The 12566-nt window shown below is 41.0% G+C and carries 11 protein-coding genes; 6 read left to right on the top strand and 5 right to left on the bottom strand.

Going from position 1 to position 12566, the window contains the following annotated elements; genetic code table 11:
* Positions 1-106: 106 nt before the first annotated feature.
* Genes PAARA_RS08740 through PAARA_RS08755 form a run of 4 tightly spaced genes read left to right on the top strand, consistent with a single transcriptional unit; the run spans position 107 to position 4307 of the window.
* Positions 107-760: a methylamine utilization protein gene (locus PAARA_RS08740; protein ID WP_062568651.1), complete on the top strand. Its 654-nt coding sequence runs from the start codon at positions 107-109 to the stop codon at positions 758-760.
* Entirely contained in the window at positions 753-3068 is a 2316-nt protein-coding gene (locus PAARA_RS08745; protein ID WP_062568652.1) for an EAL domain-containing protein, read from the top strand. The genes PAARA_RS08740 and PAARA_RS08745 overlap by 8 nt, the downstream gene beginning before the upstream one ends.
* Positions 3055-3888 (top strand): DUF3034 family protein, encoded by an 834-nt coding sequence (locus PAARA_RS08750; protein ID WP_062568653.1) that lies wholly within the window; start codon positions 3055-3057, stop codon positions 3886-3888. The genes PAARA_RS08745 and PAARA_RS08750 overlap by 14 nt, the downstream gene beginning before the upstream one ends.
* Positions 3888-4307, top strand: coding sequence for a group I truncated hemoglobin (locus PAARA_RS08755; RefSeq protein WP_062568654.1), 420 nt, complete (start codon positions 3888-3890; stop codon positions 4305-4307). The genes PAARA_RS08750 and PAARA_RS08755 overlap by 1 nt, the downstream gene beginning before the upstream one ends.
* Here the strand turns inward: PAARA_RS08755 and PAARA_RS08760 are convergent.
* Positions 4304-5203: a glycosyltransferase family 9 protein gene (locus PAARA_RS08760; protein WP_245219930.1), complete on the bottom strand. Its 900-nt coding sequence runs from the start codon at positions 5201-5203 to the stop codon at positions 4304-4306. The two genes, PAARA_RS08755 and PAARA_RS08760, sit on opposite strands and share 4 nt — an antisense overlap.
* Positions 5204-5692: 489 nt before the next feature.
* Here PAARA_RS08760 and PAARA_RS08765 point away from each other — a divergent pair, with 489 nt between their 5' ends.
* Positions 5693-6532, top strand: a complete 840-nt coding sequence (locus PAARA_RS08765) for a sulfurtransferase (protein WP_062568656.1) — start codon at positions 5693-5695, stop codon at positions 6530-6532.
* Here PAARA_RS08765 and PAARA_RS08770 read toward each other — a convergent pair.
* The 3 genes from PAARA_RS08770 to PAARA_RS08780 form a co-directional block, all read right to left on the bottom strand.
* Complete coding sequence (locus tag PAARA_RS08770; protein ID WP_062568657.1) at positions 6507-8045, bottom strand: tetratricopeptide repeat-containing sulfotransferase family protein; 1539 nt, start codon at positions 8043-8045, stop codon at positions 6507-6509. The genes PAARA_RS08765 and PAARA_RS08770 overlap by 26 nt on opposite strands.
* A 108-nt stretch (positions 8046-8153) precedes the next feature.
* Positions 8154-10586 carry a TonB-dependent receptor gene (locus PAARA_RS08775; protein ID WP_062568658.1) on the bottom strand — a complete coding sequence of 811 codons (2433 nt, stop codon included), beginning with the start codon at positions 10584-10586 and terminating at the stop codon, positions 8154-8156.
* A gap of 180 nt (positions 10587-10766) precedes the next feature.
* Complete coding sequence (locus PAARA_RS08780) at positions 10767-11123, bottom strand: DUF5522 domain-containing protein (protein WP_062568659.1); 357 nt, start codon at positions 11121-11123, stop codon at positions 10767-10769.
* A 43-nt stretch (positions 11124-11166) separates the two neighbouring features.
* On the opposite strand from PAARA_RS08780, the gene PAARA_RS08785 reads away from it, so the two are divergent.
* The gene (locus PAARA_RS08785; RefSeq protein WP_062568660.1) at positions 11167-11490 is read left to right on the top strand and encodes a hypothetical protein; all 324 of its coding nucleotides are present in this window, start codon (positions 11167-11169) and stop codon (positions 11488-11490) included.
* Positions 11491-11530: 40 nt separating this feature from the next.
* Here the strand turns inward: PAARA_RS08785 and PAARA_RS08790 are convergent, their stop codons facing one another.
* Positions 11531-12499: a class 1 fructose-bisphosphatase gene (locus PAARA_RS08790; protein ID WP_062568661.1), complete on the bottom strand. Its 969-nt coding sequence runs from the start codon at positions 12497-12499 to the stop codon at positions 11531-11533.
* Between the last annotated feature and the right edge of the window lie 67 nt (positions 12500-12566).

A 12566-nucleotide genomic window follows, 5' to 3' on the forward strand; every position in this document is an offset into this window, starting at 1 on the left:
GTACATCTGCTTGGCTTTTTTCTTGCTTTTCCTGCTTTCAGTCATTAACTTAACACAAGATTAATCTATACTAATTAGCAGAATAAGCTAAGCAAGGAACCAACCTATGTTTTTATTTGCGCATTGGCTTCGCGCGACGTGTGGTCTTGCACTCTTTACTAGTTCAACTTTGTTTGCAGCGGATATTTCATTTGTTGTTCGTGACCAGCTAGGTAATCCGTTATCTGACGCTGTTATTGAGCAGGTTGCAATAAAAAATAATGAATCTACGCCTCTTCCAGTCGCGGTAATGGATCAAGTTAATAAACAATTTTCTCCTACGGTACTGATTGTTCAACAAGGGCAGTTAGTGGACTTTCCTAATAGTGATGATATTCGCCATCATGTTTACTCTTTTTCGCCTGCTAAAGTCTTTGATATAAAACTGTATGCGGGGCAACCCGAAAAGCCTGAAAAATTTGATACCTCAGGTGTTGTGGTACTTGGTTGTAATATCCATGATTCAATGGTGGGCTATATCTATGTCGCTAAAAATCATCGGGCTACAAAAACAAATCATCAGGGAATGGCAACACTTAACGACGTTATATATCCACTAAGTTTAACTATTTGGCACCCAAACCAAGTAAGCGATATTACTTTTAAGCAGTCACTGATTGTAAATCAACCTCCTAAAAAGTTTTATGAAGTTATTGTTGAGACTGTAGAACCTGCACCACGAAATACATTTGGCGAGATGTTTAAGGTAAATAATGGTTAATAGTTTAAGAGGGCGAATTATTGCGCTATGCGTGGGTTTAGTTCTACTTACCACACTGGTGAGTTTATTGAGTTCTTGGTGGTCAACAAATCGTTTTAATAATCAAAAGTTAGTTGAAGATATCAATGTTGCTGAGAATGTGTTCAAGCAGTATCTTAGCGCCAAAGAAAGCTTATTGTTAACGGCTGCGAAAGTGCTGACTGCTGATTTTGGTTTTAAACAAGCTATTGCCACGCAAGATGCCGACACAATCAGTAGCGTTTTAAATAATCACAGTCGACGTATTAACGCAGATTTAATGATGTTAATTGATTTGTCGGGTCAACTTGTATCGGCAAATACTGACTTAGATCATACCTCTGATGAGTTTACCCCTTTGATGCGTGAACTGCTGAAGCATGCTGAGCAATCAAATTTTATTATAATTGATAAAACTTTATATCAGGTGATCTTACTGCCAGTGCGAGCGCCTCGTACAGTGGCATACAGCCTCGTTGGTTTCAAAATTACAGACTTAGTCGCTAAAGAGTTGAAAAACCTGACCACTATGGATGTGAGCTTTATTGGTCAAGAGGATGATGTTGTCGAAACATCGCTCACTGATGAGCTTTATGGAAGCTCAGTACTTGATCACTTCAATAATAAAATGACACATCGTATTTTTGGTGAGAAGCCAGTTTATCGTAATCGTATAATTCAGCTACCTTCATTGTCAGGACATCAGGTTACGGTATTACTTAGTGCAGATTTAACGCTAAGTTACCGAGAATTTGAGCAGCTCTTTTTTACTATCATTATTTTAGCGGTTATTACGGTGTTTATTGGGGTTTTGACCAGTGGCTTTTTAGCTAAAAATTTAACGACGCCTTTATTACAGCTGACATTACTGGCGCAACAATTTGCCCGTGGTAATTATCAGGCAGACTTTGTTGGTAAAAAGCAAAGTAGTGAGATTACAACACTTATCGACGCTTTCAATAACATGGGTAATGATATTAAAGAGCGTGAGCAGCAAATCAGCTTTCAAGCGAGCCATGACTCTTTAACTGGCTTTTTAACCCGCAGTGCCATGCTCGAAAAAATGGAATCTCTGTTAGGACTTGGCATTGATTACACCTTAGTGGCAATTGATATCAGAGGCCTTCGACATATTAACGATAAACTGGGCCCACGGATTGGTGATGAATGTTTAAAAGCGGTGGCAAAGCGAATTTGTGAGTACTCAGAGCAGATTGGTGGAGTGAATGCTCGAATTGGTGGCGATGAGTTTTTAACTTTATTCCCCAGTCAAAAAGCAGGGCAGCTAAAAAGTAGTGTGATGGAGTTAATGGCTCAATTACAAGTGGGCTATTTAATTCGAGGGTTAAATATAACCTTACGCTTTAGTACTGGTGTCGTCCATTGTATGTCACAAGGCGTGAACCCTGATGATTTAATGCGCCGTGTATTAATTGCTGTTGATACAGCCTCATCTGAACAAAAAAATGTGCACTACTATCAAGAAGGTGAGGATGAAGAGCACCTTGAACGATTGGCTATTATAGATGAACTAAAGCAAGCGTTATTTGATGATGACGGGCAGCTTTTTATGACCTATCAACCCAAGCTAAATATTAAAACGCAATGTATTGATAAAGTTGAGTCACTGATTCGTTGGCAGCGTAAAGATGGTCAATGGATTTCCCCAGAGTTATTTATCGATTTAGCAGAGCAATCCGGTGTGATTGTTGAGTTAACGTCTTGGGTGGTAAAAACGGTAGTATCACAAGTTGCACAGTGGCAGCAAATGGGAATTTCGATGCAGGCTGCCATCAATGTATCGGCGCAGGATATTGCTTACCCAAGCTTTTACTCTCATTTGTCTAAACAACTTAAAGCACACCAGTTAAGTGGCCATTTAATCACAATCGAGCTTACAGAACGTGACATGATAGAAAATGAAGAGCAAGGGATAAAAGCGCTTGAAAATCTAAAGAGCTTAGGTGTTAAGATTTCTTTGGATGATTATGGTGTGGGACAAACATCACTTGGACGCCTGAAGTCGCTGCCTATTGACGAGTTAAAGCTAGATAAGTGTTTTATTTTAAAGCTAGATCAATCTAAGCAAGACCAATACATAGTTCAATCGACCGTAAGCCTGGGCCATCAACTTGGCTTTTCGGTTGTAGCAGAAGGGGTTGAGAATAAAGCATCTCTTGATTTGCTCACACAAATACAGTGTGACTACGCACAAGGGTATTATTTAAGTCGACCTCTCAAGTCCGAACAATTTATTCAATGGTTAGCACAATACAATGAAACATTGTAAATGGCTTATAGGTTTATACTGTTTAGTTAATGTAGCTTCAAGCCTTGCAGCAACGGGCAAGTTGCTGGCAACACCTGGGGTTTCGCAAGTTGAAGGAAGTGCTGGGGGCGGGTTAGTACCGTGGGCGCAATTAGCGGGTTATGCAAGCGCTGATGAAGTGGCAATCAACGGTTTTTGTAGTCGTGCAGATGTAACTGACTACCGCTTAGATGTGTGTGGCGTGCAGTTTAACTTATTCGACCGTGTAGAACTTAGCTATGCGCAGCAGCAGTTTGATGTGCCTGCACTGGACACTCAAATTGAACAATCAATTAGTGCGGCTAAAATAAGGCTTTATGGTGATATTGTTTACAGTGAATGGCCACAAGTAAGCTTAGGCATGCAGCATAAGGAACTACAAAACGGTGCGCTTGCTTCACTTTTAGGCGCTAAGGATACAAAAGGCACGGATGTGTATATTGCAGCAAGTAAACTCCATTTAGGGGCACTTGCTGGATATAATTGGTTTTGGAACACTACTGTGCGTTACAGCGAGGCTAACCAGTTAGGCTTACTAGGATATGGCGGGAAAAACAGTGCTGAAAAATTGTTATTTGAAGCATCCAGTGCTGTGTTTTTAACGCATCAGGTGGCAGTGGGTATCGAGTACCGTGAAAAAAGCAATAACCTTGGTCTTTCGGAGCAAGATTGGAAAGATATATTTATTGCTTGGTTTCCTAATAAACATATCAGTGTCACTGCTGCATGGCTTGATTTAGGGCGTATTGCGGGGGCAGATGATCAAACAGGTTGGTATTTGTCAGTGACAGGATATTGGTAATGAAATATGGTCTTTATGTTTTTGCACTTGTGGTATTGCTGAGTGGGTGTAGAGCAACAAACCAGCTTAGCCTCTATCAACAACTAGATGGACAGCAAGGTATAGAAAAGCTGGTTGATAGTTTTATTAACCAAATCGGGCACGATAGCAGGATTCTTGAGTATTTTAAGCAAGCAAATGTAGCGCACTTTCGCCAAGGTTTCATTTTGCACCTATGCTCAGTCACTGATGGGCCTTGCAGCTATACAGGCGATTCGATGATTGATATTCATACCGGTATGAATATATCTGAAAAAGACTTTAACCGCGTGGTTGAGCTTTTAATAAACGCAATGGACGAGCAGCAAATACCTCAACGGCTGCAAAACACGCTTTTAGAGCGCTTAGCGCCCATGCGTTCAGAAGTGATCAATATTTAAATTAGCTGGTTAACCGCCTCACAAATTTGGCTAGGCTTGATGTCTCTTATTAGTTCACTGTCTATTAATTGCTGGCCGTTGGCAACCAAGGCAATGTAATTCTTTTGCTTCGGAGCGACGGTACTCCAAGGCGATGTGCCTAACCCGACTAATGCTACAAACGGGATGTTTGCGGCGGCTGCGATATGCATAGGGCCAGAATCAATGGTGATAAATAAATCTAAAGACGCAACTAAGTCGAGCATTTCTAACATAGAAGTTTGACCGGCTAGGTTTGTGATTGACACGTTACTCTTATTAAGTTTGGCGATTAACTGCTCAGCTTCATCCTTCTCAGAAGGGTCGCCAACAATGTAAAAGTCGAAGTCAGGGTGCTCTTCACTGAGTTTTTCTAAGGTTTGAATGGCGAGATCTTCAGGGTAATGACGGCATCGTTTATTTTTACCACCAAAGTAAATCCCCAGCTTTTTCTTTTTATCACCTTTTAAAAAACTACTTTTTTTAGCTTGTACTTCGGTATTGGGGATTTCAGAGAAAGGAGACCCATGTGTCTCGTTTATTAAACGGCAATAGCGGTAAATATAATGGTGATTTTTATTAAGCTTTAATGCGTGAGTTAGTAGTGGCGAACGTCCATTTTGTGCATAGCCAATACGATATTTAATCTTAGCTACAAAACAAAGGAGCGCTTCTGAAAGAGAGTTTCTGAGTATGATTGCTAAGTCAATATCGGCTTTTTTTAATATACTCGCTTGGCTTAAAAGTGAGCAAGGCTGATGCGTATTAAAGCGATTATCAGCAATAACCTCAATCGAGTGATCTCGAGATAGCATTTCAACAAGATGTGGGCGCGCTAACACATAGATTTTTTTGTTCGGGTAAAGTGTTTTAAGCATTTTGATTGCTGGGGTGCAATTAATTGTATCGCCAATGAACTTGGGAAGTACAACCAGTATATTTCCTTGGATTTTTTTACTATCAATTGTTTGGTTTTTGGGCATTTGAATGAGGCCGAGACGTTTTTATTTGCTATGTTCTTGAGAGATTAATCTTTAACTACTGCTTGCTAATGCTTATCTTTTTAACGTCAGATTAGTGAGTTAGCAAGGGCTTTTTTATTCTCAATAAGTTTACTTTTATCTTATTTTTCCAAAGATGATAGAGAGTATGAATGACAATACCCAGCTCATTTTTTGAAAGAATAAGGCTCAATTTTGCTGGGGTTAGACCGTTATTTTCTAATCGAGTTCTTGCCCAGTTATGTATTTATTTGTAGTTTATCATCATAATAAGAAAGTGCGTATGAATATGACATTAAATACAACGTATTATCTAGACTTATTTGAGCTTAAAGTTGAGTTAGTTATTCCAGTTGGAAGGTCAAAATGAAAAATATAATTACGCCAGAGTGGCTCAATAAAAATTATAATAACGCAAATATCATTCTTTTTGATGCGGGAATGGTGCGCCCTGGTATGCCTGGCGAGTATGCGCCTCAAGCAATGCTGCCTAATGCACAGCGTTTTGATTTTAAAAAGACGCTAGCAGATAGCACTAACCCTGTACCAAGTATGATGTGCAGTAGCGAGCAGTTTACAGAGCATATGCAGCTTGCCGGTGTAAACCAAGACTCACTGGTAGTCATTTATGAAGACCAAGGCTTATTCAGCTCTGCACGTGCGTGGTGGATGTTCAAAGCAATGGGCTTTGACAACGTTAAAGTTTTAAGCGGCGGTTTGGCTAAGTGGCAGGCACTTGGTTTTGCAACACAAGCAAGCTATTCCGCTGCGACTGGTCAAGGTAACTTTGTTGCTAGCCCCCGTGCTGATTACTTTATCAGTGCAGAGCAAGTGCTTAACTCACTGGATGAACAAAGCACACTAACATTGGATGCTCGCCCTTATGAGCGATTTACCGGCGAACACGCAGAGCCGCGCGAAGGCATGCGCAGTGGTCATATTCCAAATAGTCGCAGTTTGTCACTTGCAAGTGTACTGGATAACGGCGAGCTAAAACCGCTGGGTGAATTACAGGCATTATTTGAGCAACATATTGCAGCGCATCACATCCAGTTACAATTTAGCTGTGGCTCAGGTGTAACAGCTTGTGCAATTGCATTGTGCGCCGATGAATGCGGTTACACCAATTTACGTGTCTACGATGGCTCATGGAGTGAGTGGGGCGCTCGTCACGACTTACCTATTGAAACAGGTCCGCATCAATAAATTTAGCGTAATTTTGCCAGCTGCCGATACTGCTTTTATTCAAAGGCTGGCGAATTTGCTTTTTACTCGCCGTGGCTGAGGCTGCATTGTTTTTATAAAAGGATAAGCAGCTTTCTTGCCAGCTTAAATCGCAAAAAGCATAGAGCTTTTGAGTCTGTTGGGTAGGCTCTGCCACGAGTTGTTCATAGCTTTGTAAAAAAACGTTTTCAGGATACTTGTTGGCAAAATGACTGACTAATGCAGAGTAATCTTGATGGTATGAGGCAATATCTTCAATTGCAAAGCTGTAGTGATGAAACACACTTTGCGGGTTATACAGCTGCCTAAAGTTGGCAATGCTGCAATCTCGCCAGTCCCGCTGCATACAAACTATTTTAGCATTAGGAAAAGCCGCTAATATAAAATCAATATAGTAAAAGTTAAATGGCTGTTTATCACAACTTCTAAGGCTATCACTTAGTTGCTCGGCTCTTTGTTGATAGTTGGTAAGTGCTGCCTTTATTGCCTTAGATGTATATGCTTTATCGAGCATTTCGCTATCAATCACATGAACTGATTGTGTGGCGTGTTGTATGAGTTGCGCAATATCGTTTAGCTCACCGATGCCTTTTAGCTGCTCACTTTGATTAAGGATTTTCTCAATTAAGGTTGTGCCAGAGCGGGGCATACCAACCACAAAAACGGGCGAGAACGCAGAGTCACTACTTTCAATTGCTTGCTGTTTGCTCTTGGTAATAAGTTTTTGACAAAAGTGGCGATGCTGTGTGGTTTGATAATTAACTTTACTGGCTATGGCTTGCTTACTTAGTGCAAAGTATTTAAATGCATTTTTGTAGTCATCAAGGTGCTCATAATTAAGCGCAAGACTATGAAAATACACTTGTTGTTCTATAATGGTTTTTTCTTTATTCGCCAAGGCTTGTAGTTTTTGGATATGTAGCTTGGCATCTACATCAGTATTGAGTTCAGCCTGTGAATAGTGGGCTTGATAAAAGTAAGGTTGCTTTGTAGTTAGTTGCTGTAGCACGTTTTTTGCTTCATCGAACAGTCCGTGAATTTTATAACACACCGCCAAATTATAGCTAATTTGTAGGTTATCTTTGTTGCGTTGGTAGGCTGCTTTTTGCAAGCTAAGGGCGTCGTCATAATACCCTAATCGGGTCGCAATATTGGCTAAGGTATCAAAGTCAGCGGCACTCAAGTCAGTTGTTTGCAAAGCGTCTTGATAATGCACAGCTGCATTACTTACTTTGCCTAACAGTACGTATAACTTGGCAAGGGCTAAATAGTATATCGCAAAAGAGGCTAAGCTGAGCGCTTTTTCAAGCAGTTTAATCGCTTTGTTGATATCGCCCGCAGCAGCGTTGACTTCGCTAAGTAAAAAGTAACAAACGTGGTCTTCAGGGTTTTGCTTTAGGCGCTGCACAAGTAGATAATGTGCATCGTTTAGTTGCTTGTTGGCTAACAACTGTTGGATATGAGCGCGAAGCGCTTGTTGGGTATCATTTAGCATAAGCGCATAGTATACCAATTCACAATAATACTTAATTATTTTAAGGCTTATACCAATCCCAATAAAAGCCCTGCCTAAAGATGGCAAGGCTTTTATGGGTATGTTTAATCACAGCTCAAAGTTGTAGCTAAACTTCATACCAATAGTACGCGGTGTTGTGGTGTAGTGACCATAAACACGCTGTAGTTCAGGTAGTTCTTTGTTAAGTTCAGCATATTGCGACATACCAGCCCAAGACTTATCACGACGTACAGAAGTGAACGCGTACTTATCGAATAAGTTATCTACGTATAGGGTTGCAGACCACATATCGCCGGTAATTTTGGCTGATAAATTGCTTAGTGCGTAACCTGGTAATACTTCGCCGTCTGCTTTTAGGCCGACTTTGGTGATCACATCGCTTTGCGCTGTAATACCGTAGTTTACGCTTAATAGTTTATCGCCTAGGATATCTTGCTCGTAACGAAGACCAAACGAGAATTGATGCTCAGGCGCACCTGGTAAACGGTCGCCTTTAGTACCATCATAGTAGCTTTGGTATTGCGCTAAGTCGTCGGCTAATACGCCAAATAAGTAGGGGGCATCTTCGGTTAATTCAGCCTTTGCATAAGCGTATGTCGCATAGGCAGCCCAGTTATCACCAATCATAGCGCGGCTTGAAAGCTCAATACCTTTTGAATTAGCAGAACCCGCATTCGAAGTAATTAACTCCTGACCATTTACCGTACTGCTACCAACTTGCGCATCTTTCCAATCAACGTTAAAGAGCGCTGCATTGAAGTGTAGGCGGTTACGTAACCATGATGACTTAAAGCCTAGCTCGTAGTTGACTGTGGTATCTGGTTTGTAATCTTCTTCGTTTGGCAGGGCACAAACAATTTGTTGCTCAGGTAATACATCAGGGCAAGGAGCAATACCGTTACCACCACCAATGCGGAAACCTTCACTCACGGTAAAGTAAGCAAGTACACCATTATCGAATGTATAGTTAGCATTAAACTTAAATAAGTTACCGTTATCGCTAGCGCTCACATTTTCCATAACAAGGTTATCTAGTGAACCAAAATCACCAGAATAGAGCGGTGTTGCAGAACCTGATGTTGTAGAAACATCGTATTCGTAAAAACGTGCACCTAGGGTCACATCAAATTGCTCTGTGATGCTGTAGCCAATTTCACCAAAAAGTGCTTTTTCAGTGGTTTCGCTGTCTGAAACTAGAATGTACTCAAGATCTTGTTCAACATTAGGAATGCCGCCACCCCAGTACTCAGTTAAACCAGGTGTGTATTCACGATCATCTGAGTGGCTTTCTAATTTGTTGTAAAAGCCGCCCACAATCCAGTTAAGAGCGCTACTACTATTTGATACTAAACGAAGTTCTTGCGTAAAGGTATCGCGCTCTGAGGTATCGTGCGTGTAGCCAACAAATGAAGGGAAGTCGGCATAACCTGACCAAATATCGTAAAGTAGATCGGTTTGATCGCGCTGACCAGATTGCTCATAGCTAGACCAACCAGATGCAGAGACCAGCTCAGCAAAACCAAGATCTGCTTTTACTTCTAAGCTTAATAAATCATTTTCTTCTTCACCAGGCTCAAGTACACGGGCTACGTTTTCGTATTTACCTGGCACACCTTGCAGCGCACTGCTATTAGCAAGTGAGCCGTATTGCGATGTCGAGTTGCCTCCATTTTCTTGTTTTTGATAGAAGTAGTTAAGCGTTGCATCAACATCTTCGGTTGCAAGCCAACGAAGTGATAAACGTGCTGTGGTGATTTGCTCATCGTTAACATCACTGACGCTTTTTAAGTTGGCATTTACATCGCTGCTGTCAGAAAAATCAGGGTCCGGGTTTGATACACCCGGCTTTTGAACTACATGGGTGTAATCGATGTAACCTGGGTTATCGTAATAATTTAAGCTAGTACGTAATGCTAGTTTATCGTTGATTAGTGGCGTGTTGAATACCACGCCAAACTCACCACCGGTACCGTCACTTTCGTTGATGCTAAATACATCGCCTGTTACTTTGCCCTCAGTAATATCAAGCTCAGGTTGCTTTAGTAAGTAACGAATCGCACCGCCTAAAGTGCCTGCACCGTATAGCGTGCCTTGTGGGCCGATGAGTACTTCCATGCGATCAACATCAGTTAAACGTAAATCAATACTAAGTGGAATTTCACCAACATAAGTTGCGACTGTGCCGCTATCAGAAATACGATCAGAGGTATTGGTGTTCAAACCACGAACGATAATCGGAGAACCCTCACGGCCACCTTGATCAGAAATCGTTAGGCCTGGCACCCAGCGTGCAACATCTTCTAAATCACTAATATTTTGGTCGCTAATGACATCGCCATTTAGGGCCGTAATATTGAGTGGTGCATCTTGCACAGAACCTGCTCGTCGTGTTGCAGTAATTTGAATTGTTTCAATTGATTTATCGACTTCGATAGCATCTTCTGCTGCAAATGCCATATTGCTATTGATTAAAACCGCAGAAATTGCACTTGCAAGTAGAGCAGGCCTAAAGGTATTCATGTTTGATTCCGATGTAGTTACAGTAAATTTATGCTTAAAAAATAGGCGTAGCTAGTAATTCAAGCTTAAAAGAGATTGATTTAGTGAATTTATATCCAATTATAGTGTATTTTTATTCTTATAGTCATGCGTTATTTGCAATAAAATGCAAAATAATTGAATAAATACTCTATCTGGATGTTAACTATCGGAAAAAGGGCAATGGGTGCAGCCGTTTTTACAGCAATGGCCGCGCTTTAAAAAGAACCAGCGACTAAATACCATGTAGTTGTTTTGCATCGTGTAATCGAGATTTTCAATTAACTTACCTTGATCATAGAAAGGTTTGGCAAAAGCGAGCTGTTGCTTTAGAGGCTGTTGGTATAGTTTGAATAAAAATAAATTTATTTTCTTAATCGTACAATCACGGCACAAACAGGATGTAGCTGCTTCATCAAGTGGTAAAATGGCGGGTAATTCATTACACCAACACGCATTTATATTGTCGGCTTGGCAGTTAAGTGTTGCTTTGCATTGCGAGCAAGTAAGGGTTGTCATTCTGTAAAAAGATGCTTTGAGATTGAAAAGGTAAGCATAGCAAATGGATAAATTAGACGCATTAGATGAGTTTGCTCGATTTGGTGAAAACCGATTTGAGGCAATCGCCATTATTACCAGCAGCCCTGACAATCAAGGTGATGTGTATATTGTTACGCAAGACGTTTTTTGTCAGGTTTTACAGCGTGTTATTGACGGTGAAATAGATATCGATGAGTTAGAACTTTGGGCAAATGTATTAGAGTCTCGTCAAGACATCGACGAAAGTGCGGTTGAAGGCGCAATCTTTGCCTTAAGTAATAACGAACAAATGGGTGAGTTGAGTAAAAGTACGCTAAAGAAGTTATTAGAACTGATCTTAGGCTGAAAGAGTCTTATATCTTTCAGCCTAAGGTATGTACTTGTTGCTACTTATGATAGTTCAAGCAGGTTTCAACTTCGTTTTTCGAGCCTAAGATCACCGCAACACGCTGGTGGATAGCGTCAGGTTGAATATCCATGATGCGCTCTGTGCCCGTTGAGGCAATACCGCCAGCTTGTTCGATTAACATTGCCATAGGGTTTGCTTCGTATAGTAAACGTAATTTGTTAGGCTTATTTGGATCTTTCGTATCGGTCGGGTAAGTGAAAATACCACCACGACATAAAACACGGTGCACATCACCCACCATTGCAGCAATCCAGCGCATGTTGAAGTTACGACCACGAGGGCCTGTGTCACCAGCAATTAAGTCATTGATGTAATTTTGCATCGCCGGTTGCCAATGGCGCTGGTTAGAGGCATTAATAGCAAATTCGCTGGTGTCTTCAGGTACTTTTGCAAAATCTTCTGTCAATAAGAAGGTACCGTGCGTTTTATCTAAGGTGAAAAAGCGTGTGCCTTTGCCAGTTGTTAATGCCAGCACGGTAGATGGGCCATATAATACATAACCCGCTGCAACTTGGTTTTTACCCGGTTGCATAAAGATACTTGGATCAGCAGGATCCGCGCCATCAGGCGCTGCCATAATTGAGAAAATTGTACCAACCAGTGAGTTAATATCGGTATTTGAAGAGCCATCAAGCGGGTCAAAGGCAACGATATATTTAGCATCAGGATTACCTGCAACGGTAAAGTCTTCTTCCTCAGAAGCAATGGCTTTTACGTAGCCCGATTCGAGTAAAATGTCTTTTAGAAGCTGATTGGTAAGTACATCTAATTTCTTTTGTGTTTCACCCTGAATATTTTCATCAAGAGTTGAACCTAACACACCTGATAAGGCACCTTGACCAACACGGAATGAAATTTCTTTACATGCCGCAAGCACTGTTCTGATCAATGAGATCAGTTCACGAGGGCAGCCATCTTCTAATAATACCGGTGGGAGTCTACGCATTCTATTTTCCTGATAACGTTGTAGCCAGACATTTTTAAGTGTGAGAGAGAATGTCTTAGCAAGCGCT

It is taken from the genome of Pseudoalteromonas arabiensis, from assembly GCF_001550155.1.
Taxonomy (GTDB): domain Bacteria; phylum Pseudomonadota; class Gammaproteobacteria; order Enterobacterales; family Alteromonadaceae; genus Pseudoalteromonas; species Pseudoalteromonas arabiensis.

Bases quoted from the DNA above. Each gene is read 5' to 3' on its own strand.
- PAARA_RS08760 (WP_245219930.1), bottom strand. From the start codon at position 5,203: ATGCTTAAAACACTTTACCCGAACAAAAAAATCTATGTGTTAGCGCGC.
- PAARA_RS08775 (WP_062568658.1), bottom strand. From the start codon at position 10,586: ATGAATACCTTTAGGCCTGCTCTACTTGCAAGTGCAATTTCTGCGGTT.
- PAARA_RS08770 (WP_062568657.1), bottom strand. From the start codon at position 8,045: ATGCTAAATGATACCCAACAAGCGCTTCGCGCTCATATCCAACAGTTG.
- PAARA_RS08785 (WP_062568660.1), top strand. From the start codon at position 11,167: ATGGATAAATTAGACGCATTAGATGAGTTTGCTCGATTTGGTGAAAAC.
- PAARA_RS08750 (WP_062568653.1), top strand. From the start codon at position 3,055: ATGAAACATTGTAAATGGCTTATAGGTTTATACTGTTTAGTTAATGTA.
- PAARA_RS08790 (WP_062568661.1), bottom strand. From the start codon at position 12,499: ATGCGTAGACTCCCACCGGTATTATTAGAAGATGGCTGCCCTCGTGAA.
- PAARA_RS08755 (WP_062568654.1), top strand. From the start codon at position 3,888: ATGAAATATGGTCTTTATGTTTTTGCACTTGTGGTATTGCTGAGTGGG.
- PAARA_RS08780 (WP_062568659.1), bottom strand. From the start codon at position 11,123: ATGACAACCCTTACTTGCTCGCAATGCAAAGCAACACTTAACTGCCAA.
- PAARA_RS08740 (WP_062568651.1), top strand. From the start codon at position 107: ATGTTTTTATTTGCGCATTGGCTTCGCGCGACGTGTGGTCTTGCACTC.
- PAARA_RS08745 (WP_062568652.1), top strand. From the start codon at position 753: ATGGTTAATAGTTTAAGAGGGCGAATTATTGCGCTATGCGTGGGTTTA.
- PAARA_RS08765 (WP_062568656.1), top strand. From the start codon at position 5,693: ATGAAAAATATAATTACGCCAGAGTGGCTCAATAAAAATTATAATAAC.